The following is a 25907-nucleotide window of genomic DNA, read 5'->3' as shown; positions in this document are numbered from 1 at the left end:
GCTGAAACCATCGTCCCGTCAGGCCGTCCGCGCGTGGCAGAATCGGTCGATCCACCTTCCACGCCTCGCCGATGTCCACGCTCTCCGCTGCCGCTGCCCCCGTGAATTCGCCCCGCCGTGTGCTGCTGGCCAGCCTGATCGGCACCACCATCGAATTCTTCGATTTCTACATCTATGCCACCGCGGCAGTACTGGTGTTCCCGCACCTGTTCTTCCCGGAAAGCAGCGACCAGGCGGCCCTGCTGCAATCCCTGGCGACCTTCGCGGTGGCCTTCATCGCGCGCCCGGTGGGCTCGGCGGTGTTTGGCCACTTCGGTGACCGCATCGGTCGCAAGGCCACGCTGGTGGCGGCCCTGCTCACCATGGGCCTGTCCACTGTCGCGATCGGCCTGCTGCCGACCCATGCGCAGATCGGCCTGTGGGCGCCGGCGCTGCTGGCCCTGTGCCGTTTCGGGCAAGGGCTGGGGCTGGGCGGCGAATGGGGCGGGGCGGTGCTGCTGGCCACCGAGAACGCACCGCCGGGCAAGCGCGCCTGGTATGGCATGTTCCCGCAGCTGGGGGCGCCCTTGGGCTTCCTGTTGTCGGCCGGCATCTTCCTGCTGCTCGGCCGCTGGCTCAGCCAGCAGGATTTCCTGCAGTGGGGCTGGCGCATTCCGTTCGTGGCCAGTGCGCTGCTGGTCACCCTCGGCCTGTGGGTGCGCTTGAACATCCACGAAACGCCGGATTTCCAGAAAGCGCTGGACCGCAAGGCGCCGGTGCGCCTGCCGATGTGGACGGTGCTGCGCCACCATGCGCTGCCCATGCTGCTGGGCACGCTGGGCGCCTTCGCCACCTTCGTGCTGTTCTACCTGATGACGGTATTCAGCCTGGGCCATGGCACTGCGGTGCTGGGTTACAGCCGCGAGCAGTTCCTGCTGATGCAGATGGTGGCGATGCTGTTCTTCGCCGTGGGCATTCCGTTGTCGGCCCGCTACGGCGATCGTTGGGGCACGCGGCGCACGATGATCATCGCCAGCGTGCTGATCCTCGGCTTCGGCGTACTCTTCGCGCCCCTGTTCCAGGCCAACAGCCCGTGGCTGGTGCTGGTCTTCCTGTGCCTGGGCCTGTTCCTGATGGGCCTGACCTACGGCCCCTGTGGCACCTTCCTGGCCGAAATCTACCCGGTGGAGGTGCGCTACACCGGCGCCTCGCTGTCGTTCAACCTGGCCGGCATCCTCGGTGCCGCACCGGCTCCGTACCTGGCCACCTGGCTGGCCGAACGCTTCGGTCTGGTGGCGGTCGGCTACTACCTGTGCCTGACCGCGGTGGCCACCCTGTGCGCGCTGGTGGCGCTGCACCGGCGCGGTGGGTGACCTCAGCCGAAGATGCGCTTGAGCGTGCGGCCCAGCCAGCCGCCGCTCTGGTGCTCGCGGGCGAACTGGTTCAAGTGCGCTTTCACCTGCTCGGCATAGGCCTGGTCGTCGCCACGGATGTGGTTGAACAACCAGCGTGACAGCATGGTGCGCAGCTCGTCGCTGACATCTTCGCCGGCCTGGAAGCGCAGCCGGTACTCGGCCACGCGCTTGATGAAGATTTCATGCACGCGCTTGTGCGCGGCGCAGAACGGATAGCCCGCTTCCTCCATCAACTCCTCTTCGAACGCGAAGTGCGACATTGTGTAGTCCACCACTTCGTCGATCACCTCGGCCACCGCCACGCGCTGCAGGCTGGACTGCGCCACGTGCAGGTGGTTGAGCATTTCCACGATGCGACGATGCTGCTGGTCGATCACATCGATGCCCGTGTTCAGATCGTCCTGCCAGAGCAGTAGTGCCATCCCGGCGCCCCTTCATGCTGATGTCGGGTGCGACTGTAGGCGCGCGCCCGGCAGGCGGCGTTGATCTGGATCAAAGCATGCTTGTCAGGATAAAGCAGGCTCACGCGCGCGCTGCGGCGCGGCCACGGTGGTGCTGCTGACCCGGTTGCGGCCGCCGGCCTTGGCCAGGTACAGCTGCCGATCCGCCTCGGAAATCAGCCGGTGCAGCGAATCGCGCTGCGGCTGCAGGCAGCACAGGCCAATGCTCACTGTCATGCGCAGGGTGGCCGTGCCGATGTCCACCTCCAGCGCGGCGATGCGCTGGCGCAGGTCTTCGAAGTACTGCAGCGCCTCGTCCTGCTCCATGTCCGGTACCAGCAGGCAGAATTCCTCGCCGCCAAAGCGCGCGATCAGGTCCTGGCTGCGCGCGTGGTCGCCCACTGCACGGGCGACGGCACGCAGCGCATCATCGCCGGCTTCGTGGCCGTAGGTGTCGTTGATGTGCTTGAAGTGGTCGATGTCGATCATTGCCACCGCCACGCTCTGGCCATGCAGCTGCAGCTGCGGCAGCTGGCGCTGGCTCTGTTCCAGGAAACAGCGGCGATTGGGCAGGCCGGTGAGGAAATCGCGGGTGGCCAGATCCTGCAGTGTGCCGATCAGTTCCAGCTGGTCCACGTTCTGCGAAACGCGGCAGAAGAATTCTTCGCGCGAGAATGGCTTGCGCAGGAAATCGTTGGCACCGTTCTTCAGGAAGCGGGGGATCAACGAGGCATCGGTATTGCCGGAAATGCCGATCACCGCCACCTTGTCGCGCGAGCGCAGGGTGCGCAGGCGACGGGTGAATTCCACGCCCTGCATGCCCGGCATTTCCTGGTCCACCACCGCCAGGCGGATGGCCGGGTGCGCCTCGATCGCCGCCAGGCCCTCGCTGCCATCGGCCGCTTCGTACACTTCGTGGCCATACATGCGCAGCAGTGCCGCCGCGTAGCCACGCGCCGACGGTGAATCGTCCACTACCAGCGCGGCGATGCGACGGTTGCGCTCCAGCCGCTGTACCAGCCAGACCAGGTAATCGATGCTGCCGGGGGTGTTCTTCAGCACGTAATCGATGATCTGCTGCTGCAGCACGCGCTTGCGCAGGTCTTCGTCATACACGCCACTGACCACCACGGTGGGCAGATCGCGCTTCAGGAAGAACTCGACCACCGCATCACGGTCACCGTCGGCCAGGACCAGTCCGGTCAGTACCAGGAACCAGCCGCCTTCTTCACTCAGCAGCCGACCCGCTTCGGCCAGCGTGGACGCTACGACTACCGGCAGCTCCAGACGCTGTTCGATCGCTTCGCGCAGCATGCCGGTGAACGCACGTGAATTTTCCACCAGCAGGATCCGCTGCGGCAGGGGATCGGCCAGGTCGCCATCGACAACGACCTGCGGCAGGACGGGCATGGTGCGGTGGCTCACGTCGGAGGGCTTGGCCGGGGTAGCGGCCGTTGCAGGCGAAACTTTAGTCCATCGTGGCCGTCAGCGTGGCGGGCGGCACATGCTGCCGTGGCCCGGGACCGGTATGCTCGGTGCCGCTACCCGGCCGTGCTGGCCGGGGGCGCTCGGAGTTCACGGGCACCGCCGGTGCCCGCGCCGATGCACAGCGGCTGTGCCAGGCGAACGCGGCACTGCCTGGCCGCTCATCAACATTCATTCCACAAGGGGGTTGCCCGTGCGTTTTTCCCGTATGCGTACTGCCATTGCAGCGGCTGCGCTGCTGTCCATGCCGATGATCGCCGCCGCCGCTTGCTGCCCCAGCGACGGCAACGGCATCCAGCTGGCCAAGAGTGGCCTGGGCGAGGCGCTGCCCGCCGCACTGAACCTGAGCCAGGACCCGGCCTGGCAGGTGTATGGCTTCCAGCGCGATGGCATCACCTATTTCCAGGTCAATGACCTGACGGGTCAGGTGAAGCTGATCGTCGGCACGCTCGACAACGTGTTCTGGACGCTGCCGGCGGGCAAGTCGCCGGCCAAGACCTCGCTGCCCTCGCAGCGCCTGGTGATTCCGGCCAATGCGTCGCGCCAGGTGGTGTATCGCCGCGCCGAGTTCTCGCTGGTGGTGTACGGCAAGGGCGCCGACGCGATCTGGTCGGTGGAACTGCCGGGCGAAGGCCAGTAACAGCGCTGCATGACCGGCCCTGCTGCGCGCGGGGCCGGTCGTGGCTGTGCTCAGCGCAGGCCGTGCGGGGCCAGCCGTGCCGGCAGCGCGATGTCCTGTTCTACCTGCGCCGGTGAATCGAGCAGCAGCATGCGGATGCGATTGCCGCGGCAGTCCACGCGACCACCGTAGGCGATGGCCCGCGCACTCAGGCGGCGCCGTGCCAGTGCCATGGTTTCGTCGGACAGAACGCGGTGGCGGTCCAGCAGGCCCACCGTGACCACGATGCCGCGCTGCAGACCGCGGCGGCCGCAGCGTGCGCGCACCTGGATCTGCCCGCGTTCGCCATTCAGCAGCAGCGACACCGCCTCGGCCAGGGTGCGGTAAGTCGCCAGCTGCAGGCCCAGGTTCAACTGGCAGGGATCGCCCTGCAGCTGGTGGCGCCCCAGCCGATCTGTCGCGTCCCAGGCCTGGTGGATGCCGCTGGCCTGCAGGGCCAGATACAGGCCCAGCTGTTCCAGTTCTGCGGGGTAGACCATGCTGGTCAGCTCGCGGAACTGTCGTGAATGGCTGGTGGCGGTGCCCAGCAACTGCCGCGCGGGCTCATGGTGGCCATGCAGCTTCAGCAGTTCGGCGGTCTCGCCCAGCGAGGCTTCGATGTCATCGGCAATGCGCCGCAGTGCCAACGCACGCTGGCGCAGGTCCATTTCATTGGCGATATGCGCATTGCGGGAAAAATCGGCGGCCTGTCGACCGGCCTGGTCGTGGTGCGCGTACTGGTGGTAGTGCTGGCTGATCCGCGAGCCCAGCGCCAGCAGGGCGGTGCCGGCCACGGCCACGATCTGCAGGGTCATGAAGGTGCGCTCATCGAACGAGCCGGGCAGGCCGCTGCTGGGCGTGCCCACGCTGATCAGCATGTTCAGCAGCGGCACCGCCACGGCCGCGCCACGCCAGCCATGCATGCAGGTCAGCGCCACCGCGGGCAGGGCCATCAGCAGCTGCAGGCTGGTCTTGGCCGGGTCGGAACTGGCGCCGGCCCAGATCGCTGCGCCGCCCAGCAGCAGCAGGGCCGCCAGCGAGGCCACGGTCGGCCATTGCCGCCAGCTGGACCAGTCGTGGCCGGCGCTGCGCTGCGACCACAACAGGGCCAGCGGGACCACGGTGATGATGGCGATGTAGTCGCCCAGCAGGTAGCGGATGGCGCTGCCCAGCACCGGATCGGACGGCGGGGTCGGCCACAGCAGATGGGCCAGGGCCAGCTTCAGGACCGCGGTGGCCAGCGCCGCCCACGCGGCAATGGACAGGACCCAGGCTTCACCGGACGTGGCCAGGCGCCGGCGGTGCAGACCCACCACCAGGGCCACGGCCGGTATCAGGCAGGCCGATGCCAGCACCACCCACGGCAGCCCGTAGCGGTCGATCATCGGGTAGCGCATCTGCGCGAAGTAGGCGTACTCGCCCAGGATCAGATAGCCCCACAGCCGCGGCGGGCACAGCAGCAGTGCGGCCACGCGGATGCCGGCGGGCAGGTAGAACTGGTCCAGCGAAATCTGCCGGGTGGCCCAGCAGGCAAGCGCATACAGCGCCGCCAGAGCAAGCCCCGCCGGTCGGATACGTACATCCAGGCGAATTCCATTCGTCCACCAGTTCAATCGCAAGTCTCCCTTGCTGCTGCGCGCCAGCGCACTCCAGGCATCGCGCCTGGCCCCAATCCGCGACAGTATCGGCTGCGGCGGACGCTTGCAATTGCCTGCAACCGTCGTGCCACGCCGCCCCTGCCAACCGGCACGCGCGGCCTCTGACCGAGTTCACACTTTCACACCGGGTCTCACCAGAGCGCGTCGCGCAGCTTGTACCAGGACATGGCCGCCACCAGCAGCGGCGTGCGCAACAGGCGGCCGCCCGGGAACGGGGCATGGTGCAGGCGCTGGTACACGTCCAGGCGCTCGCTCTGGCCGGCGATCGCGGCGGCGATCACCTCGCCGGCCAGGCCCGCGGCGGCGACCCCGTGGCCGGAAAAGCCGTGCGCGAAGTACAGGTTGGAGTCCAGCCGTCCCCAGTGCGGGGCGCGGTTGCGGGTGATGTCGACGAAGCCGCCCCAGACCTGTTCCAGGGGCACATCGGCCAACTGCGGGAAGACCTGGTGCATGCGCCGCTGCATCACCCCGCGCAGGCCCGGCGGCGGCAGCGCCGAATAGCTGGCGCGCCCGCCGAACAGCAGGCGGTGGTCATGGCTCAGGCGGAAATAGTCCAGCGCCCAGGCGGTATCGGCCACGGCCATGTTGTTGGCGATCAGCGCGCGCGCGCGCTCGGCGCCCAGCGGCGCGCTGGCGCCCACGTAGGTGCCGACCGGCATGATGCGCCGCTCCAGCTCGGGCAGCAGGCCCTGCAGCAACGCGTTGCCGGCCACCACCAGATGGTGGGCGTGCACGCTGCCCGCGGCGGTATGCAGGGCCGGCGCCGGACCGCGCTGTACCCGCACCACGGGGGACTGTTCGTGGATGACCACCCCGGCCGCGCGCGCGGCGTCGGCCAGACCGCGCGCATAGGCCAGCGGATGCAGGTGCGCGCTGAGCGGGTCGAACATGGCGGCCCGGTAGCGTGGGCTGTCCAGCTGGGCGGCCAGGGCAGAGCGGTCCCACCACTGCATGGGGTAGTCGTAGTGGCGCTGCAGGTGGTCGCAGTGCCACTGCAGGTCGCGCTCGTGGCGCGCGCGGATGGCCACGCTGGCATGGCCTTCCACCCAGTGGCACGCGATGGCGTGGCGCTCGATGCGCCCGCGCATGGCCTGCACCGCATCGCGTGACCAGTCAAACAGCAGGCGCGCATCGGCACGGCCAATCTCGCGCTCCAGCGTGTCCACTTCGCAGCCGTAGCCCACCAGGGCCTGGCCGCCGTTGCGGCCCGACGCCCCCCAGCCGATCCGCTGCGCCTCCAGCACCACCACGCGGTAGCCGCGCGCGGCCAGTTCCAGCGCGGCGGTCAGTCCGGTGTAGCCGGCGCCCAGCACCGCCACGTCCGCCTGTACCTGGCCCTGCAGGGGCGGCAACGGCGGCGGTTCTGGCAGGCTGGCGGCATACCAGCTGGGCGGGAAAGCGGCACTCACGCGCGTCCTCGCAGGTGCGATGGCGGCGGTTGGGAAGGGGCAGGGCAGGCGGTCGTCACGCGGGTAGTTTCGCCCAGCGGCGCGCCCAGCGGCGTGATGGTGGCGACTTGCCGCCCGTGCCGGCACACAGGTACCGTGCAGGCACGCCAAGGAGTCCCGCATGCGCCGCCTGCCCGCGGTGGGCCTGCCCACCGACAGCACCGTGATGGGCCATCACCGTTTCGCGATGGCCGGCGAGAAGTATGTCCGCGCGCTGGTGGATGCCGCCACCGTGACACCCTGGCTGCTGCCCAGCCTGCAACCGCCACTGCCTGCGGCCGACTGGCTGCAGGACCTGGACGGGCTGCTGCTGACCGGCGCGGTCAGCAACATCGAACCGCAGCACTACGAAGGCGGGCGCACCTGGGCGGGAAATCCGCATGACCCGGCGCGCGATGCCAACGCGTTCGCGCTGCTGCAGGCCGCGCTTGCACTCGACCTGCCCGTGCTGGCGATCTGTCGCGGCTTCCAGGAACTGAATGTCAGCCTGGGTGGCAGCCTGCACCCGCAGGTGCACGCGGTGCCGGGCCTGGCCGACCATCGCGAAGATCCGCAGGCCGCGGTCGAGGTGCAGTACGGGCCGGCGCACAGCGTGCAACTGGCCGCCGGCGGATGGCTTTCACAGTGGCAGGGTGGCGACACGGTGCAGGTCAATTCGGTGCACGGCCAGGGCATCGCACGGCTGGCGCCCGCGCTGCAGGTCGAGGCCACCGCCAACGACGGCCTGGTCGAAGCCGCACGCAGTGGCCACCACCGCTTCGTGCTGGGCGTACAGTGGCACCCGGAATGGCGTGTCACGCAGACGCCGTTCTATCACGCTATTTTCCATGCTTTCGGCCAAGCTTGCCGTCAGTACCAACAGAATCGACTGGATGCCCGATGAGTTCCCGACCGCGCCCGCGCAAGACGGCCACGCCCCCCGAGCCGCAGGAAAGCAGCCTGCTGCGCTGGCTGAAGGAACGGCGCATCACCGAAGTGGAATGCCTGGTGCCGGACATCACCGGCAACGCGCGCGGCAAGATCATTCCCGCCGACAAGTTCTCGCACGACTACGGCACGCGCCTGCCTGAAGGCATCTTCGCCACCACGGTCACCGGCGAGTTCCCCGATGACTACTACGACCTGACCTCGCCCTCGGATTCGGACATGATGCTGCGCCCGGACCCGGACACCGTGCGCATGGTGCCGTGGGCGGCCGATGCCACCGCGCAGGTCATCCATGACTGCTACACCAAGAGCGGCGAGCCGCACGAGCTGGCCCCGCGCAACGTGCTGCGCCGCGTGCTGGCCGCCTACGCCGAACTGGGCCTGCGCCCGGTGGTGGCACCGGAACTGGAATTCTTCCTGGTGCAGAAGAACACCGACCCGGATTTCCCGCTGCTGCCACCGGCCGGCCGTTCCGGGCGCCCGGAAACCGCGCGGCAGTCGTACTCGATCGATGCGGTGAACGAATTCGATCCCATCCTCGACCTGATGTACGACTACGCCGATGCGATGAAGCTGGACGTGGACACCTTGATCCACGAATCCGGTGCGGCGCAGCTGGAAGTGAATTTCACCCATGCCGATGCGATGGACCTGGCCGACCAGGTGTTCCTGTTCAAGCGCACCATGCGTGAGGCGGCGATGCGCCACGGCGTGTACGCCACCTTCCTGGCCAAGCCGATGGAGAACGAGCCGGGCAGTGCCATGCACATCCACCAGAGCCTGGTGCGGGTGAGCGACGGCAGCAACGTGTTCGCCGGCGAGACCCATGCCGAAGGTGAATTCAGCCCGGTGTTCGGCCACTACCTGGGCGGCCTGCAGAAATACGTGCCGCAGGCGATGGCCTTCTTCGCCCCCAACGTCAACTCGTACCGTCGCCTGGTGTTCGGTGAAGTCTCGCCCAGCAACGTGCACTGGGGCTATGACAACCGCACCTGCGGCCTGCGCGTGCCGCTGGATACACCGGAAAACATGCGTGTGGAAAGCCGCTTCGCCGGGTCCGATGCCAACCCGTACCTGGCGATGGCCGCGACCCTGGCCTGCGGCCTGCTGGGCATCCGCGAGCGGCTGGCCCCGGACGCGCCGGTGACCGGCAGCGCCAAGGAACTGGGCTACAACCTGCCGCGCTCGCTGGGCGAGGCACTGGATGGGCTGGAACAGTGCGCCGAACTGCAGGCCCTGCTGGGCGAGCGCTTCTGCCGCGCCTACATCTCGGTCAAGCGCAAGGAATACGAGACCTTTTTCCGGGTGATCAGCTCCTGGGAGCGTGAGTTCCTGCTGTTGAACGTGTGAAGACCCGCAATTGATGAATGAGCCGCCGGGGGGTAGGCTGGCACCCGTCGCCGGCCCGGCCGGCCCCCCACCCGCATTCTGGAGCACCCGATGAAGCTGCGTATCCTCACGCTCGGCCTGGCCTCCGCCTTGCTCGCCGCCTGTGGCGGCGGTGGCAACGGTGGCGCGCAGGACAGCAAGGTCCTGAACGTCTACAACTACAGCGACTACATCGCCGAAGACACCATCCCGAACTTCGAGAAGCAGAGCGGGACCAAGGTCACCTACGATGTGTTCGACAGCGACGAGATGGTCGAAACCAAGCTGCTGGCCGGCAACAGCGGCTACGACGTGGTGGTGCCCACGCTGAACTTCTTTGGCCGCCAGATCCAGGCCGGCGTGTTCCTGCCGCTGGACAAGAGCAAGATCCCGAACCTGGCCAACCTGGACCCGTCGGTGATGCAGCGCATCGCCACCCAGGACCCGGACAACAAGTACGGCGTGCCGTACATGATCGGCACCACCGGCATCGGCTACAACGTGGACATGCTGAAGGAGCGCTTCGGCGGCAGCGCCGACATCGCCAACAGCTGGGACCTGGTGTTCAAGCCGGAAAACATCGCCAAGATGAAGGACTGCGGCGTGACCATCCTGGACACGCCGGCCGACATGATCCCGATCGCCCTTCATTACCTGGGCCTGGACCCGCACAGCGGCGACCCGGCCGAGCTGCAGAAGGCAGCCGACCTGCTGAAGTCGATCCGTCCGTACGTGCAGAACTTCCACTCCTCGCAGTACGTGGGATCGCTGGCCAACGGCGGCACCTGCCTGGTAGTGGGCTGGTCGGGTGACATCATCCAGGCCCGCGACCGCGCCGAAGAAGCCAGCAACGGCGTGCACGTGGCTTATTCCATTCCGAAGGAAGGCGCCCCGCAATGGTTCGACATGCTGGCCATCCCCAAGGACGCCAAGCACCCCGAAGCCGCGTACGCCTTCATCAACTACCTGCTGGAACCGAAGGTCGCCGCAGCCAACACCAACTTCATCCACTACGCCAACCCGGTGACCGCCGCCACCCCGCTGGTGGACGAAGCGATCCGCACCGACCCGACCATCTACCCGCCGGCCGACGTCGCCGCGAAGATGTTCACCTACTCGATCAACACCCCGGAAACCGACAAGCTCTACACCCGCCTGTGGACCGAAGTGAAGACCGGCAAGTAAGCATCGGTTGATGTCGTAAAGAAAAACGGAGGCCAACGGCCTCCGTTTTTTTGCCTCAAGTTGAATGTGATGGCGGGCCACCACCTATCCGTGCGGCGAAGGGCTGGCGCAGGCGGTGGAACTGGATATAGCTGCGTGGTTTCAGCCGAGTGCGAGAGGCTATTTCCAGCTAGTTCCTAAAATTGAGATCGTACACGCGGTCGGTGAGTTCGCGACGGAGCAGGGCGTCTGGCGAAGATTAAGAAGACCAACCTTGAGGCAGCGGCCTTCAACTGGCTTGTGCTCGAAGCCTTCATGGTCGGGGCTTGAGAGTTCTGGCGAGGTAAATAGGCCTCGCCCGAGCGGCCCTACGGTCCTTCAGCGGACGCCAGGGCTTCTTCAAAGCCGTAGGCGACGAGCCATAGCAATCTATCCTTCGAAATGGGGGACATCGCCGCACTCGCGGCCAGCAGCTGGTCCCTGACCTGGATTGCCCAAGCCCGTTCATCCGCCAGATAACGGTCGATCATGTCATGTTGGTAGCGCATCTTGAGCGCCAGCATCACCGTTCGCTGCTTCTCCGGGTGAAGCTTGAGGAACGCGTCTACGAATCTACGCACGTCCACGGTGGCCAGAACAGGGATGTTGTGGAACTCATTTTCCTCATGATTGGTCAAGCAGATCCGGCGGAGGAATTGGGTGGGATCTTCCACCATCAGCGCGAGAAGGTTTCTGCCAATGGCGGGTCGACTATCGACCGCAGCCGCATGGCGTTTCTGGTTCAAGTACTCGGAGATGTCCCTAAACTCTACTGAAGAAGCTTCCATGTAGCCCAAGCCACTATAGCTATCGAAGTTGATATCGAAACTGTCTCTGTTCCGCTCAATAGGCTCAATCAATCTCTCGTCGTACAGGTAGTCCACATAGGCCTTTGCGTCGGCGACCACCTGTGCGCGACTGACGGTCGTAACGCCGATTGACGACAATCGGAGCTGAATGCCGAAAATATGCCGAATCTCGCCTAGGACCGTGTACTCATGCGCGGCAAAGGCCCGCGTCATCTCGGTAAGCGCTGCATTGAACTCTTCTTCCGTGCGCGAATGATAGTTCCATACGGTCCGCCAAGCTGGCTCTTGCTCAGGCGCAAAGAAGAATGAACTTTCATCCAGCTCATCGTGGATCTTCTTCCAATCAACGATCCCCCTCACGATCAGGTCGATCAACGTGGCGTCCGATAGAAGGTCTGAATCGACCCGCGCAAGGGGATATCGGCCGTTGACTGCGACAATCTTGGGTGGAACGTAGTTTTCCTTCTCGTTCCGGATGTACGAAGACATAAGTTGGGACCGGCGATTTTTCATGTCGTCCGCGACAAGTCGTCCCGCTTTGACCTCGAATGAGAGCGCGAACAGAATGGCCAGCAGGGCCCTCATCGCTTGATCGTTCTTCCGATGCCTCTCTTTCAAGACGATGTAGAGTCGTTCGAAGTCCAGGATGGTTTGCTGTAGAACTCGCAGATTGTCCATCTCAGACTGATAGTAGACCTCCGAGATTATGGAGGAATTGGAGCAGATGAAATGCCTCGAGGCCTCGTCCTTGACCGCGAAGAAGAATCCTTGCAATGCCTCCTCGAGCGACGACTGTACTTCGAATGCCTTGCCAACAAGTTTCTCGCGAATTCGTTTGTACTTTATTTTCTCGTCGATCTCCTTCTCGTTTGCGATCAGGATGACCTTGCGCCCCTCGTGCTCCACAAATACGTTGATGTAACCCATCACTGTGTTGATGGGCATCTCACTTCGCTCTAGGTCATCAAAGACGTAGACGTTGGCCTTGGACTTATTGAGGAAGTCCTTTGCTTTCAGGTCCAGCTCTACGTTGAAATACTTCCCGATTGACTTGAGCGCTCTGCCTCCTATTTCAACACCCTTCTTCGCCAGTACGGGATACATGCCTTGAAGGATGGCGTCGTCGATGTCGTCTACCGATCGGATGCCGTAGAGGCTGACATAGATGTACGGCGACGTTTCCTTATCCAACGTGTCCATGAATTTCTTGATGACGAAGGTCTTGCCGATGCCCCAGGGACCATCGAGAAGAACAGCGAAGCCTGGCGGCGTGGACAGCGAAAGGTAGTAGCGCAGGTACTCTTTTACGTGAACATTGCGATCTATCGCTTCATTCCCGGAATCCATGCTCGCTTTGGACGGCGCAGATGGACCGTGCTCTGGTTCAGACAGTGCGGGTTTAGTATTGATGTGACCGGTCATTGGTCTTTCCTATCCGTGAGTTCAGTCATGGAGACTGAGGGCGTTGAGATGACGCGTGGTGACTGCCGACTGGACGTCGGGCCTGGTCGGCGCCGCATCAAGCAGGCCGGCATCGGTCGTGGTCGATCGCATGCACAGAAAGAAGGCAAGGTTGAGTGAGTTGGTTCTTTGATGAAGGGCGGGACATTGGTTTCGCGCAGCCCAAAGACGCACGCGGAACAGGGCAGCCGGTGGGCTTTCCCGCTGAATAATTCGCGAGGACGTTGCGCAATCGGATAATTACGGTCGTCCACGGTGCCGGAATCATCCGTCACCGCCGCAATGGATTCCTGGAGACTGGTAAGCGTTCGGACCGAAAAGTGGTCTATGTCGATGTTGCAGGGTTCTGGGTAGTACCCGAACTCGGCGGAGCCCTTTCTCATCGGAGAGTCGATTGACTGTCCTTCCATGGTTTCACGCCCCCTGACGTCCGCTGGATGTCCTTACCCGTATGGTCATGTCATCGGCGGCGGCCCGCAACACCTCTACACTCGCGCTTAATCCATGCACATAAGCTCGGAATCGTATATCACGGTTGAGCGAAGAGGGCGGGCCTTCGGTGGCCGCGAGGATGCGGTAGCACCCTGCGCGAAGAGGTGGCCTCATCTCGGTTTCTGTCTGGCAGCTAGGCGGGTCCAGCGCAGAGCCCAAAGAGCCATTCGTTGTGACTAACAGATTGTTGAAAAAGGTGATGCAATTCCGGTCCTGTCCTGGCAGGGATTTGATGCTGCCGTTTACCTGCTTTTGCCCTGCCGTTGACCTTCTGTCCGCCGCCGGGATGTGTGAGGGCAGGGGCCAACGCCGGGGGCTTGGCCAGGACCGCAGGCGCCAGGGATGGCGCCTACGAGCCCCATGGATGGGTTCACCGCGTGTCCTGGCCAAGCCCCCGGCGTTGGCCCCTGCCACACGGGAACCCAACACCGGCAAGCGACAAACGCTTTCACCTCACCTCCGCACTCCTTCCCCTACCGTCCCGTATGGCACTGACCACCGCCACGACGAGACGATGACCGACCAGCCCCAGCGCACAGACGCCCCCACTGACGAAGACGCCTCCACCAACGAGGACAAGCCCTCGCCGCTGAAAAACCCCAAGGTCCGCTGGACCCTGGCGATCATCGGCATCGTGGTGGCCATCGCACTGATCGTCTGGCTGGTCTACCACCTGCGCGTAGGCCGCTACCTGCAGGACACCAACAACGCCTACCTGCAGGCCGACGCCGTCGCCGTCGCCCCGCGCATCAACGGCTACGTCACCGACGTCCTGGTGCAGGACAACCAATGGGTGAAGGCCGGGCAACCGCTGCTGCGCATCGACCCGCGCACCTACCGCGCCACCCTGGACCAGGCCGAAGCCGTGATCGCCGTGCGCCAGGCCGATATCGCCGCGGCCACCGCCGGCGTGCAGGGCCAGCAGTCCAGCCTGCTGCAGGCGCGTACGCAACTGGTGGCCGCCAGCGCCTCGCTACGCTTCGCCCGCGCCGAACTGGCCCGCTTCACCCCGCTGGCCGCCAGTGGTGCCGACACCCATGAACACGTGGAAAGCCTGCGCCACGACCTGGAACGCGCACAGGCGCAGCACGATGCGGCCAAGGCGCAGATTGCCGGCGCACAGAGCCAGATCGAAGCCAGCCAGGCCCAGCGCGAACAGGCCGAAGCCGGGCTGAAGCAGGCCCAGGCCGACGCCGCCCAGGCCCGCGTGGCCTTCGAAGACACCGAACTGCGCGCGCGCATCGACGGCCGCATCGGCAACAAGACCGTGCAGGTGGGCCAGTTCGTGGCCGCCGGTACCCGCACCATGACCGTGGTGCCGGTCGCCGCGCTGTATCTCAGCGCCAACTTCAAGGAAACCCAGGTCGGCCTGATGCGCGCCGGGCAACCGGCCGAAATCAAGGTCGACGCACTGCCGGGCACCACGTTGAAGGGCACGGTGGAAAGCATCTCGCCGGGCACCGGTTCGCAGTTCGCATTGCTGCCGCCGCAGAACGCCACGGGCAACTTCACCAAGGTCGTGCAGCGCGTGCCGGTGCGCATCCGCGTGGATGCCGGCACCGAGGCGCGCAAGGTGCTGGTGCCGGGCATGTCGGTGGAAGTGACCGTGGACACCCGCAGCGCGAAGGACGACGCCGAGCGCAGCCACGACGAGGCCGAGGCCCGCGGCGCGCGATGAACGCAGCAACCGCACCTGCTGCGCCCGCCGCGCAAGGCAAGGCCGATGCCGCAGCGTGGCTGGCGGTGGCCGCCGGCACCATCGGCTCGTTCATGGCCACGCTGGATATTTCCATCGTCAACGCCGCACTGCCCACCATCCAGGGTGAGGTCGGCGCCAGTGGCACCGAAGGCACCTGGATCTCCACCGCGTTCCTGGTCTCGGAAATCGTGATGATTCCGCTGACCGGCTGGTTCGTGCGCACGCTGGGCCTGCGCACCTTCCTGCTGATCTGCGCCACGCTGTTCACGGCGTTTTCGGTGATGTGCGGGCTGGCCGATTCATTGCCGATGATGATTGCCGGACGGGTAGGGCAGGGCTTTGCCGGCGGCGCCCTGATTCCCACTGCGCTGACCATCGTCGGTACGCGCCTGCCGCCGAAACAGCAGCCGCTGGGCACCGCGTTGTTCGGCATGACCGTCATCCTCGGCCCGGTGATCGGCCCGCTGCTGGGCGGCTGGCTGACCGAGAACGTCAGCTGGCACTACGCGTTCTTCATCAACGTGCCGATCTGCGCCGGGCTGGTCGCGCTGCTGCTGCTGGGCCTGCCGCACGAGAAATCGGACTGGGGCGGGCTGCTGCGTGCCGATTGGCTGGGCATCGTCGGCATGACCGCCGGTCTGTCCGCACTGACCGTGGTACTGGAAGATGGCCAGCGCGAGCGCTGGTTCGAATCCACGATGATCGTGGTGCTCAGCATCGTCTCGCTGCTGGGCTTTGCCCTGCTGGCGGTCTCGCAGTTCACCAGCAAGGCACCGGTCATCCGCCTGAACATCCTGTTCCAGCGCAGCTTCGGCGCGGTGTTCGTGATGGTGATGGCGGTCGGCATGATCCTGTTCGGGGTGATGTACATGATCCCGCAGTTCCTGGCGATCATCGCCGGCTACAACACCGAACAGGCCGGTTACGTGCTGCTGCTGGCGGGCTTGCCGACCATCCTGCTGATGCCGTTGATGCCGAAGATGCTGGAAACGGTGGACGTGCGCATCATGGTGTTCGGCGGCATGCTGTGCTTTGCCGCGGCGTGCTTCGTGAACCTGGGCCTGAGCCCGGACAGCATCGGCCCGCACTTCGTGATCGGCCAGCTGCTGCAGGGCTGCGGGCTGGCGCTGGCGATGATGGCGCTGAACCAGGCCGCCATCACTTCGGTGCCGCGTGAGTACACCAGCGATGCGTCCGGGCTGTTCAACGCCGCGCGCAACCTGGGCGGCTCGATCGGACTGGCGATCATTTCCACGTTCCAGGAACGGCGTACCACCCTGCACGTGGATGCGATCGGCAGCAGCGTCACCGCCAATTCCACCGTGGCGCAGGACGCACTGCATGCCTATGGCCAGCAGCTGGGCGATGCCGGCCAGGCCGTGGCCGTGCTGGCGCAGACCGTACAGATGCAGGCGATGGTGATGGCCTACAACGATCTGTTCTGGATCTTCGGCCTGATCGTGGTGCTCACCTTTCCCCTGGTGTTCCTGCTCAAGCCCCTGCCCAAGGGCGTTCCCCTGGCGATGCACTGATGACTTCGACTTCCTTGCCCGTTCCCTTCCGCCTGCGCCGCCTGTGCCCGGCCCTGCTGCCGCTGCTGCTGGCCGGTTGCATGCTGGGGCCCGATTACGTGAAGCCGGAGCTGGCCGGCAACGCCACCGCGCAGGCACAGCTGCACCGCGCCGCCCAGGCCGGCGTGCAGCCGGCCACGCCGCCCAGCCAATGGTGGCGCGCGCTGAATGATCCGCTGCTGGACCAGCTGGTGGACGAAGCGCTGCGCAACAGCCCCGACCTGCGTGCCGCGCAGGCCAAGCTGCTCGCCTCGCGCGCACTGCAGCGCCAGCGCCGTGCCGAGCAGCTGCCATCGGTGGGCGCTGCCGCCGGCTACGCCAACATCAAGGCGCCCGATTCGCTGGGAAACAGCGTGCGTGGCCTGGGCGACAACATCGCCAGCGTGGCCGAGGCCAACGGCCGGCCGCAGGAGGCCGCGCAGCTGCGCCAGCAGTTCGCCGACCTCGATCTGGACACCGAGCTGTACGTGGCCGGCTTCGATGCCAGCTGGGAACTGGACCTGTTCGGCCGCCGCCGCCGTGCAGCCGAGCAGGCCACGGCCGAGGCCGAGGCCAATGCGGCCGCGCTGGCCGATGCACAGGTGCAGCTGGCCGCCGAGCTGGCCCAGGTGTACCTGGGCTACCGCAGCAGCCGCGAACGCATCGCCCTGGCCGAAGACAACCTGCGTGCGGCCGCAGACAGCCTGCAGTTGACCCGGCAGCGTCGCCAGCGTGGCGCCGATTCGGACCTGCAGGTCGAGCGCGCGCAGGCGCAGCTGCAACAGCAGCAGGCCGCGCTGCCGCCGCTGCGCGCGCAGGCCGACGAAGCGCGTGATGTGCTGGCGCTGATGGTAGGCCGCGAGCCCGGCGCGCTGGATGCGCGCCTGGCCGTCGACCAGCCGCTGCCACAGCTGCCAGCCAGCGTGCCGGTGGACGATGCCGGCGCGCTGATCCAGCGCCGGCCCGACGTGCGCAAGGCCGAGCGCGAACTGGCAGCCTCGTCGGCGCAGATCGGCCAGGCCCTGTCCGCCTATTTCCCGCAGGTCACCCTGCTGGGCACCATCGGTGCCGGGGCGACCTCGGCGTCCGACCTGGGCCCGGATTCGGCGGCCACGATCGTGGCCCCGTTCCTGCGCTGGTCGCTGTTCGATTTCGGGGTCAACAAGGCGCGGGTGGCGCAGGCCCGGGCGGGCAACCAGGCGCGCCTGGCGGCCTACGAAAGCAGCGTGCTGGCGGCCCTGCAGGACGCCAACACCGCCCTGGCACGGTTCGGCGCGGCGCGCGAGCAGCTGCAGGCCAGCGAACGGGCGCAGGCCTCGGCCGAGCGGTCGCTGGCGCTGATGACGCAGCGCCGCCAGGCCGGGGCGACCTCGCAGATTGACCTGCTGGACGTGCAGCGCCAACGCCTGCAGGCCCAGGACGGTGCCGCACAGGCGCGCCTGCAGCTGCTGGTGCGCTACGTCGCGCTGCAGAAGAGCCTGGGGCTGGGCTGGCAGGATGCGCCGCCGGTGGCCGCGCGTTGACCCTGCCCGGCGGACCCACCCGCCGCCCGCCACACCCCGTCATACCGCCATCGCCCCCCGGCCGGTAGAATGGCCGCCGCTGTCCACCGCCCGCTCCCGGAGCCCCCATGCCCGTTGAAGCCCAGCCGGAAGCCGCCGCCGTCGATACGGCGAGTGCGCCCGGCTACCTGTCCATTCGTGATCTGCGCAAGGAATTCGATGGCTTCGTCGCCGTCGATGACGTCAACCTGGACGTGCGCAAGGGCGAGATCTTCGCCCTGCTCGGCGGATCGGGCAGTGGCAAATCGACCCTGCTGCGCTGCCTGGGCGGCTTCGAGACCCCCACCAAGGGCAGCATCACCCTGGATGGCCAGCGCCTGGACGCGCTGCCGCCGTACCAGCGGCCGGTCAACATGATGTTCCAGTCCTATGCGCTGTTCCCGCACATGACGGTCGAACAGAACATCGCCTTCGGCCTGAAGCAGGACGGCCTGGACAAGGCCGCCATCGCCAGGCGCGTGGGCGAGATGCTGGAACTGGTGCAGATGGGCCACCTGGGCAAGCGCAAGCCGCACCAGCTGTCCGGCGGCCAGCAGCAGCGCGTGGCGCTGGCGCGGTCGCTGGCCAAGGGCCCGAAACTGCTGCTGCTGGACGAACCGATGGGCGCGCTGGACAAGAAGCTGCGCTCGCAGATGCAGCTGGAGCTGGTCAGCATCATCGAATCCTCCGGCGTGACCTGCGTGATGGTCACCCACGACCAGGAAGAGGCCATGACCATGGCCACCCGCATCGCGGTGATGGATGCCGGCTGGATCCAGCAGGTCGGCAAGCCCGACGAGGTCTACGAACAGCCGGCCAACCGCTTCGTGGCCGGCTTCATCGGCTCGGTCAACCTGTTCGACGGGGTGATCGACGAAGACCTGCCCGAGTACGTGACCGTGCGCTCGCCGCTGTTCCCGGCGCCGGTCTACATCGCCCACGGCATCACCTGCTACGAAGGGCAGCCGGTGGCGTTCGCGCTGCGCCCGGAAAAGGTGATGATCGGCAAGGACGAGCCGGAAGGGCACACCAACAAGGCGCAGGGCGTGATCGAGGACATCGCCTACTTCGGCAGTCACTCGGTCTACCACGTGCGTCTGCCCAGTGGTGCCAAGGTGCTGGCCAACTTCGCCAACTCGCAGCGCTGGGCCAGCGATGGCCTGACCTGGGGCGACGAAGTGTGGGTGCACTGGCGCGACAACGACGGCGTGGTGCTGACCTCATGAGCGCGGCGGGCCTGAAGCGCTGGCTGCCGGGCACGCGTGCCACGGTCATTGGCATCCCTTACCTGTGGCTGCTGCTGTTCTTCGCCGTGCCGTTCCTGATCGTGCTGATGATCAGTTTCTCGCACAGCCGGGTCGGCTCGCCGCCGTACACCTGGCTGCTGCAGTACGTCGACGGCGCGTTCTCGCTGAAGCTGAACCTGGAAAACTACCTGGCGCTGTTCCGCGATTCGATCTATGCCCAGGCCTTCCTCAGTTCGATCAAGATCGCGGCGATCTCGACCTTCCTGACCCTGCTGATCGGCTACCCGATGGCCTATGCCATCGCGCGCCTGTCGCCGGCCGCGCGCAACGTGGCGATGATGCTGGTGGTGCTGCCGTCGTGGACCTCGTTCCTGATCCGCGTGTACGCGTGGAAGGCGATCCTGGACCGCAACGGTCTGCTCGACCAGTTCCTGCAGTTCACCGGCCTGCAGTCGCTGATGAGCAGCCTGGGGCTGCCCAAGCTGCAGCTGATCGATACGCCCACGGCGGCCTACATCGGCATCGTGTACTGCTACCTGCCGTTCATGGTGCTGCCGCTGTACGCCAACCTGGTCAAGCATGACCACCGCCTGCTGGAAGCGGCCTACGACCTCGGTGCCAAGCCCTGGCAGGCGTTCCTGCGCATCACCCTGCCATTGTCCAAGGCGGGCATCATCGCCGGCTGCATGCTGGTGATGATTCCGGCGGTGGGTGAATTCGTGATTCCGGAAATGCTGGGCGGCTCGGAAACGCTGATGGTGGGCCGCCAGCTGTGGAACGAGTTCTTCAACAACCGCAACTGGCCCGGCGCTTCGGCCATGGCGGTGGCGATGATCGTGCTGCTGCTGGTGCCGATCCTGTGGTTCAACCGGTCCCAGCAGCGTCTGCTGGAAGGGAAGCAGGCATGAGCCCGCGCACCGCCAAGGGTCTGGGGCTGGGCGTGCTGGTGCTCGGCTTCGCGTTCCTGTACCTGCCGATCCTGCTGTTGATGTTCTATTCGTTCAACAGTTCGCGGCTGGCGATGGTCTGGGCCGGGTTCTCCACCCGCGCCTACGGCGATCTGTTTGCCGACCGCGCGCTGATGGAGGCGATGTGGACCAGCCTGGTGGTGGCCTTCTGGACCGCCTGTACCGCCACCGTGCTGGGCACACTGGCGGCGATGGTGATGACCCGCTTCAAGCGCTTCCGCGGCAAGCCGGTATTCGGTGCGCTGGTGACCGCGCCGCTGGTCATGCCCGATGTCATCCTGGGCTTCTCGCTGATGGCCCTGCTGGCCTCGATGGGCGCCATTCCCGGCTTCCCGGCGCGTGGGCTGGCCACGATCTGGATCGCGCATGTCACCTTCACCCTGTGCTTCGTCACCGTGGTGGTGTCCTCGCGCCTGCAGGAAATGGATCTGTCGCTGGAAGAAGCGGCGATGGACCTGGGCGCCAGCCGGCTGACTGTGTTCACCCGCATTACCCTGCCGATCATCGCCCCGGCATTGGTGGCGGGTTGGCTGCTGGCCTTCACCCTGTCGCTGGATGACGTGGTGGTGGCAAGCTTCGTGGCCACGCCCGGTTCAACCACGCTGCCGATGAAGGTGTTTGCCTCGGTGCGCATGGGCATCAGCCCGAAGATCAATGCCCTGGCCACCCTGCTGGTGTCGGCGGTGTCGATCGCCGCAGTGATCGGCTGGTACATCAATGCGCGTGCGGAAAAACGCCGCCAGCGCGACCTGCAGCTGGCCCGCCAGGACAACGGCTGACGCCGCAGCCACGCCCGGCTCACGGCCAGCGGCGCACAATGGGGGTCACCCTGATGGAGACCCCCCATGACCGTCGAGATCATCGATCCGGCCACCGGCCAGGTGACCTACCGCCATGAACTGATCGGCGCTGCCGACATCGAGCAGCGCCTGCAGGCGGCGGCTGACGCCTTCCCGGCCTGGGCCGAACGGTCGCTGCAGGAACGCGGCGCCATCCTGCGCCAGATCGCCGCGCAGCTGCGCAGCCGTCGCGACGACCTGCAGCAGGCGATGACCCACGAGATGGGCAAGCTCAAGGCCGAGGCGCTGGCCGAAGTGGACAAGTGCGCGGCGGCCTGCGAGTTCTACGCCGACCACGCAGCCGACTACCTGAAGCCGCAACTGATCGACACCGAGGCCCAGCGCAGTTACGTGCGCTACGAGCCGATCGGCTGCGTGTTCGCTGTCATGCCCTGGAATTTCCCGATCTGGCAGGTGTTCCGCTTCCTGGCGCCGGCGTTCATGGCCGGCAACGTGGCCCTGCTCAAGCACGCCAGCAACGTGCCGCAGTGCGCCGACCTGATCCTGGCGGTGTGCCGCGATGGTGGCCTGCCGGACGGTGTGTTCGACGTGCTGCACATCGACAACGACCAGGCCGCCGAGGTGCTGCGCGATGCACGGGTCAAGGCCGTTACCCTCACCGGCAGCGAGCGGGCAGGGCGCTCCATCGCCTCCAACGCCGGCAGCCAGCTGAAGAAGTCGGTGATGGAACTGGGTGGCAGCGATGCCTTCGTGGTGCTCGACGATGCCGACCTGGACAAGGCGGTGGCGGCGGCAGTGAAGTCGCGCTTCGACAACAGCGGCCAGACCTGCATCGCAGCCAAGCGCTTCATCGTGGTGGATGCCGTGGCCGATGAATTCACCCGCCGCTTCGTGGAAGCAGCAGGGGAGCGGCAATACGGCGATCCCGATGCGCGCGGCACCACGCTGGCACCGATGGCCCGTGCCGACCTGCGCGATGAGCTGCACACGCAGGTGCAGGCCAGCGTGGCCAAGGGCGCGCGCGTTCTACTGGGCGGCGAGCCGATTGCCGGTACCCACGCAGGCTACCCGGCCACCGTGCTGGACCAGGTGGGCCCGGGCATGCCGGCCTACGACGAGGAACTGTTCGGGCCGGTGGCCGCGGTGATCCGCGTGGCCGACGAGGCGCAGGCCCTGCGCGTGGCCAACGACACCCGTTTCGGCCTGGGCGGCAGCGTGTGGACGCGCGATCCGGTGCGCGGCGAGTCCTTTGCCCAGCGCATGGAGTGTGGCGCCGCCTTCGTCAATGCCATCGTCAAGAGCGATGCGCGTCTGCCGTTCGGCGGCAGCAAGCAGTCCGGCTTCGGCCGCGAACTGGCCGACCACGGCATCCATGAGTTCATGAACATCAAGACCGTCTACGTAGCCTGATACCCGCACTGTAGAGTCGAGCTTGCTCGACTGCTGTTGCGCCCTTGTAGAGTCGAGCTTGCTCGACTGCTTTGCGAACAGCAGTCGAGCAAGCTCGACTCTACGGAATGCCTGGACGGCCAGTCGAGCATGGCTCGACTCTACAGACCGCGCCTTACAGCCATTTGGCGCGCTTGAACAACCGGTACAACCCCACGCACACCGCGCCCACGCCCACAATCATCAACGGGTAGGCCCACGGCTGGTTCAACTCGGGCATGTGGCTGAAGTTCATGCCGTACCAGCTGGTGATCAAGGTCGGCGCGGCCAGCAACGCCGCCCACGCACCCAGGCGCTTCACCGTCTCGCCCTGCGCCAGCGTCACCAGCGACAGGTTCACGCTCAGCGCGGTGCCCAGCATCTCGCGCAGGGTGTCGATCACATCGCTGATGCGCACGGCGTGGTCGTGCACGTCGCGCACATACAGCTTCACTTCGTCGGGAATCAGATCGCCCTGGTAGCGGCGCAGCTGGGCCAGCACATCCTGCAGAGGTGCCACGGCCATGCGCATCTTGTTCAGTTCGCGCTTCAGCTCATACAGCCGCACCACCGTGCTGCGCTTGTAGCTCTCGGCGAAGATGTCCTTCTCCAGCAGCTCCAGCGTGTCGCGGAAGCGATTGGTGATGGGCAGGTAGTTGTCGACCACGAAATCGGTCACCGCGTACAGGCAGTACGAGGGGCCCATCTTCAGCAGTTGCGGCTCGCGTTCCACCCGGGTGCGTACCGGTGCGTAGGACAGCGAAGCGCCGTGGCGCACGGTCACCAGGAAGCGCGGGCCCAGGAACGCGTGGGTTTCACCGTACTGGATGCGCTCGTCCACCATCTGCGCGGTGGTCACCACCACGAACAGGGAATTGCCGTAGGCCTCGACCTTGGGCCGCTGGTGCGCGTTGCGCGCATCCTCGATGGCCAGGTCATGCAGGCAGAATTCTTCCTGCAGTTTCAGCAGCACGGCGTCGGCCGGATCGTACAGGCCGACCCAGACAAAGCCGTTGCCACTGGCGATCACATCGCTGATGGCATCCAGGCTGATGTCGTGGCGTTTGCCCTGGTCATCGTAGTGAACGCAGTTGATGACACAGGCGGGGTTGGCCGAAGCGGCCGTGGAAGCAGGGGCGGGCAATGACATGCCCGCCATCGTGCGTCACTGCGCCGTGTGGGACAAGTGAGGACGGTGCGCCAGCACCCACGCCAGGGCCACATGCACCGGCAGCAGCAGCACGATCCACTGCACGTTGTACTGCGCCTGCAGGCTCAGCCAGTGCAGTACCAGTGCGGCCACCGACTGCAACGCCAGCAACCACAGCACGATGCTGAACACGCGCCCCGGCACGCGCCCGCGCAGCAGCGCGATGGCGCCGGGCAGCAGCAGTACCGCCAGCGGTGACAGCAGCAGCAGGTTGCGGTTGGCCCACGCGGCGTAGTGGATGCTGAAGCCCCACAGGAACACCAGCAGGCCGCCGGCGATCGTGCACAGCAGCCACAGCGGCAGGGCCAGCCCGGCCAGCACGCGCGGGCGCTGGCGCAGGGCCACGATGCCTGCGGCGGCCAGCAGGCCGCACAGCAGCCACGGCCACCAGCGTCGCGGGAACTCCTTCGGTTCGGTGGCGATGCGGTGCGGCAGCAGTTCCTGCTCGCTCTGCACCAGCGGTCGGCCATCGCTGTTGCGCACCTGGCGCAGGGCATCGGCCAGGCGCATCGGCACGAACGCTTCCTGCCAGCGCGACAGCGGCTGGTCGGCAAACGGGCCGAGGCCGACGTCGAAGCCCAGCCACATCCACGGTGCCGGCGAGGCCAGGCGCACCGACTCGCTGCGGTAGGTATTGCCGCGCGAGCGCCCCGACAACTGCGCATGCAGGCCGCCGCCCAGGGCCTTGTCCAGGGTGTCGCGCACCATGGTGGCGCAGTTGGCGGTGTAGTAATCGTAGTGGTAACGCGCGTTTTCCGGCTTGGCCCGCTCAGCCAGGCCGTCGGCCAGGGCCCGCGCCTGGTCGGGGCGCAGGTCCAGCCACTGCACGCTGGCCCCGCGTCCGGTCTCGTCGTAGTAGGACAGGTCCTGCTGCAGCGGCAGCGCCACCAGGTAGTACATCATCTCGCCGCGCACGAAGCGGCTGATGAAATCCTGTTCCGACGGATCGAAGTAGCCGAAGTTGTAGGACGTGGCGGCGCCGCTGACCGGGTCCAGCACCACGATGGCATCGTGGCCGAAGCGCTCGAAGAACACCGTGCCCGGCTGCATGGTCACCACGCCGATGCGCGGTGGCGCTGCCTCGGCAGCCGCTGCGGCCTGCGCGAAGGCTGCCGCCGGCAGCACCAGGGCCAGCGTGCACAGCGCCAGCCATGCCAGCATCAACAGGCCGCGGCGCTTCAAGCGTCGTCCTGCGCGTCCGGCGGCAGGACGGTCACATGGAAGGCCTGCACCCGGCGCGCGTCGGCGCGGGCCACGCGGAACATGAAGCGGTCCAACGCCAGCTCGTCGCCCACTTCCGGCAGGTGGCCCACGGCCTCGGTCACCAGGCCGCCGATGGTGTCGTAGTCCTCATCGGAGAAAGTGGCACCAAAGCGTTCGTTGAAATCGCCGATCGGGGTCAGTGCGTCCACCACATACTGGCCATCGGCCTGGATGGCGATCTGCGCCGACGGGTCTTCGGCCTCGTCGTGCTCGTCGTCGATCTCGCCGACGATCTGTTCCAGCACGTCCTCGATGGTGACCAGGCCGGCGACGCCGCCGTATTCGTCCACCACCATCGCCATGTGGTTGCGCGACAGGCGGAATTCCTTCAGCAGCACGTTGAGCTTCTTGGCCTCGGGAATCAGCACCGCAGGCCGCAGCAGCTCGCGCACGTTGGCCGGGCCGTTGTCGGCCACCACACCGCGCAGCAGGTCCTTGGCCAGCAGGATGCCAAGGATGTCGTCCTTGTTCTCGCCGTGCACCGGGAAGCGCGAATGGCCGGATTCGACCACCTGCTTCATCAGTTCCAGGAAGGGCGCTTCCACCGGCAGCGAGACCATCTGCGAACGCGAAATCATCACGTCGCCCACGGTCAGCTCGGCGACCGAAATGGCACCTTCCATCATTTTCAGGGTATCGGCGGCAATCAGCCCTTCGTCCTGCGCGGTGTGCAGTACGGCGACCAGCTCGTCGCGGGTATGGGGTTCGCCGGAGAAGGCGGCCGTCAGGCGTTCCAGCCAGCCGCGCTTCTTTTCATTGGGCTCCTGCGGGGAGCTACTACTGTCGTCTTCAGACATCTCTGGAAAAAGGGCACCCGGAAACCCGGGCGTTGACCCCAGTCTAGCAGGATGTGGGGGC

The 25907-nt window shown here is 66.2% G+C and carries 20 protein-coding genes; 12 read left to right on the top strand and 8 right to left on the bottom strand.

The genetic code is table 11. The annotated features are described in order from the left end of the window. Positions 1-71 precede the first annotated feature (71 nt). Positions 72-1352: an MFS transporter gene (locus AC06FA_RS02500; RefSeq protein WP_312707205.1), complete on the top strand. Its 1281-nt coding sequence runs from the start codon at positions 72-74 to the stop codon at positions 1350-1352. A gap of 2 nt (positions 1353-1354) precedes the next feature. On the opposite strand, the gene AC06FA_RS02495 is transcribed toward AC06FA_RS02500, so the two are convergent. Both AC06FA_RS02495 and AC06FA_RS02490 read right to left on the bottom strand, forming a co-directional pair. After that, the gene (locus AC06FA_RS02495) at positions 1355-1816 is read right to left on the bottom strand and encodes a bacteriohemerythrin (RefSeq protein ID WP_108755823.1); all 462 of its coding nucleotides are present in this window, start codon (positions 1814-1816) and stop codon (positions 1355-1357) included. Positions 1817-1900: 84 nt separating this feature from the next. Then, positions 1901-3244, bottom strand: coding sequence for a diguanylate cyclase (locus AC06FA_RS02490; RefSeq protein WP_478066971.1), 1344 nt, complete (start codon positions 3242-3244; stop codon positions 1901-1903). 283 nt (positions 3245-3527) lie between these two features. On the opposite strand from AC06FA_RS02490, the gene AC06FA_RS02485 reads away from it, so the two are divergent. Further along, entirely contained in the window at positions 3528-3959 is a 432-nt protein-coding gene (locus tag AC06FA_RS02485; RefSeq protein WP_478066969.1) for a hypothetical protein, read from the top strand. 50 nt (positions 3960-4009) lie between these two features. Here AC06FA_RS02485 and AC06FA_RS02480 read toward each other — a convergent pair whose 3' ends face one another. Together AC06FA_RS02480 and AC06FA_RS02475 are read right to left on the bottom strand one after the other, a co-directional pair. Further along, entirely contained in the window at positions 4010-5590 is a 1581-nt protein-coding gene (locus AC06FA_RS02480) for an MASE1 domain-containing protein (protein WP_478066968.1), read from the bottom strand. Positions 5591-5766: 176 nt separating this feature from the next. Then, complete coding sequence (locus AC06FA_RS02475; RefSeq protein ID WP_478067112.1) at positions 5767-7005, bottom strand: NAD(P)/FAD-dependent oxidoreductase; 1239 nt, start codon at positions 7003-7005, stop codon at positions 5767-5769. A gap of 199 nt (positions 7006-7204) precedes the next feature. Between AC06FA_RS02475 and AC06FA_RS02470 the strand changes: the two genes are divergently transcribed. From AC06FA_RS02470 to AC06FA_RS02460, 3 genes are all read left to right on the top strand, one after another. Further along, complete coding sequence (locus AC06FA_RS02470) at positions 7205-7966, top strand: gamma-glutamyl-gamma-aminobutyrate hydrolase family protein (RefSeq protein WP_478066967.1); 762 nt, start codon at positions 7205-7207, stop codon at positions 7964-7966. Then, the gene (locus tag AC06FA_RS02465; protein WP_312707197.1) at positions 7963-9360 is read left to right on the top strand and encodes a glutamine synthetase family protein; all 1398 of its coding nucleotides are present in this window, start codon (positions 7963-7965) and stop codon (positions 9358-9360) included. The genes AC06FA_RS02470 and AC06FA_RS02465 overlap by 4 nt, the downstream gene beginning before the upstream one ends. Before the next feature lie 90 nt (positions 9361-9450). Beyond that, the gene (locus tag AC06FA_RS02460) at positions 9451-10563 is read left to right on the top strand and encodes a polyamine ABC transporter substrate-binding protein (RefSeq protein ID WP_478066966.1); all 1113 of its coding nucleotides are present in this window, start codon (positions 9451-9453) and stop codon (positions 10561-10563) included. Between the two features lie 347 nt (positions 10564-10910). Here AC06FA_RS02460 and AC06FA_RS02455 read toward each other — a convergent pair whose 3' ends face one another. After that, positions 10911-12812 carry a P-loop NTPase fold protein gene (locus AC06FA_RS02455; RefSeq protein WP_478066965.1) on the bottom strand — a complete coding sequence of 634 codons (1902 nt, stop codon included), beginning with the start codon at positions 12810-12812 and terminating at the stop codon, positions 10911-10913. A 1045-nt stretch (positions 12813-13857) separates the two neighbouring features. Here AC06FA_RS02455 and AC06FA_RS02450 point away from each other — a divergent pair. The 7 genes from AC06FA_RS02450 to AC06FA_RS02420 all read left to right on the top strand — a co-directional run bounded on the left by AC06FA_RS02450 (position 13858) and on the right by AC06FA_RS02420 (position 22558). Further along, positions 13858-15021 carry an HlyD family secretion protein gene (locus tag AC06FA_RS02450; RefSeq protein ID WP_478066964.1) on the top strand — a complete coding sequence of 388 codons (1164 nt, stop codon included), beginning with the start codon at positions 13858-13860 and terminating at the stop codon, positions 15019-15021. Then, positions 15018-16574, top strand: a complete 1557-nt coding sequence (locus AC06FA_RS02445) for a DHA2 family efflux MFS transporter permease subunit (protein WP_478066963.1) — start codon at positions 15018-15020, stop codon at positions 16572-16574. The genes AC06FA_RS02450 and AC06FA_RS02445 overlap by 4 nt, the downstream gene beginning before the upstream one ends. Beyond that, positions 16574-18115, top strand: coding sequence for an efflux transporter outer membrane subunit (locus AC06FA_RS02440; RefSeq protein ID WP_478066962.1), 1542 nt, complete (start codon positions 16574-16576; stop codon positions 18113-18115). Before AC06FA_RS02445 ends, AC06FA_RS02440 begins: the two co-directional genes overlap by 1 nt. A gap of 107 nt (positions 18116-18222) precedes the next feature. Then, a complete protein-coding gene (locus AC06FA_RS02435; RefSeq protein WP_478066961.1) occupies positions 18223-19359 on the top strand; it encodes an ABC transporter ATP-binding protein in 1137 nt (378 codons plus the stop codon). Next, positions 19356-20288, top strand: coding sequence for an ABC transporter permease subunit (locus AC06FA_RS02430; protein ID WP_478066960.1), 933 nt, complete (start codon positions 19356-19358; stop codon positions 20286-20288). The genes AC06FA_RS02435 and AC06FA_RS02430 overlap by 4 nt, the downstream gene beginning before the upstream one ends. Next, the gene (locus AC06FA_RS02425) at positions 20285-21127 is read left to right on the top strand and encodes an ABC transporter permease subunit (protein WP_312707189.1); all 843 of its coding nucleotides are present in this window, start codon (positions 20285-20287) and stop codon (positions 21125-21127) included. The genes AC06FA_RS02430 and AC06FA_RS02425 overlap by 4 nt, the downstream gene beginning before the upstream one ends. A 66-nt stretch (positions 21128-21193) precedes the next feature. Further along, entirely contained in the window at positions 21194-22558 is a 1365-nt protein-coding gene (locus tag AC06FA_RS02420) for an NAD-dependent succinate-semialdehyde dehydrogenase (RefSeq protein ID WP_478066959.1), read from the top strand. 154 nt (positions 22559-22712) lie between these two features. Here AC06FA_RS02420 and AC06FA_RS02415 read toward each other — a convergent pair whose 3' ends face one another. Genes AC06FA_RS02415 through AC06FA_RS02405 form a run of 3 tightly spaced genes read right to left on the bottom strand, consistent with a single transcriptional unit; the run spans position 22713 to position 25846 of the window. Next, positions 22713-23735, bottom strand: a complete 1023-nt coding sequence (locus AC06FA_RS02415; protein WP_312707187.1) for a magnesium and cobalt transport protein CorA — start codon at positions 23733-23735, stop codon at positions 22713-22715. A 6-nt stretch (positions 23736-23741) separates the two neighbouring features. Then, positions 23742-24968, bottom strand: coding sequence for a lipoprotein N-acyltransferase Lnb domain-containing protein (locus tag AC06FA_RS02410; RefSeq protein WP_478066958.1), 1227 nt, complete (start codon positions 24966-24968; stop codon positions 23742-23744). Next, a complete protein-coding gene (locus AC06FA_RS02405) occupies positions 24965-25846 on the bottom strand; it encodes an HlyC/CorC family transporter (protein WP_108749147.1) in 882 nt (293 codons plus the stop codon). Before AC06FA_RS02405 ends, AC06FA_RS02410 begins: the two co-directional genes overlap by 4 nt. Positions 25847-25907 lie beyond the last annotated feature (61 nt).

This window comes from Stenotrophomonas sp. Steno-C17 (genome assembly GCF_056393165.1).
Note: the sequence above shows the minus strand (reverse complement) of the source record. Positions and strands in the feature narration are given on the sequence as shown.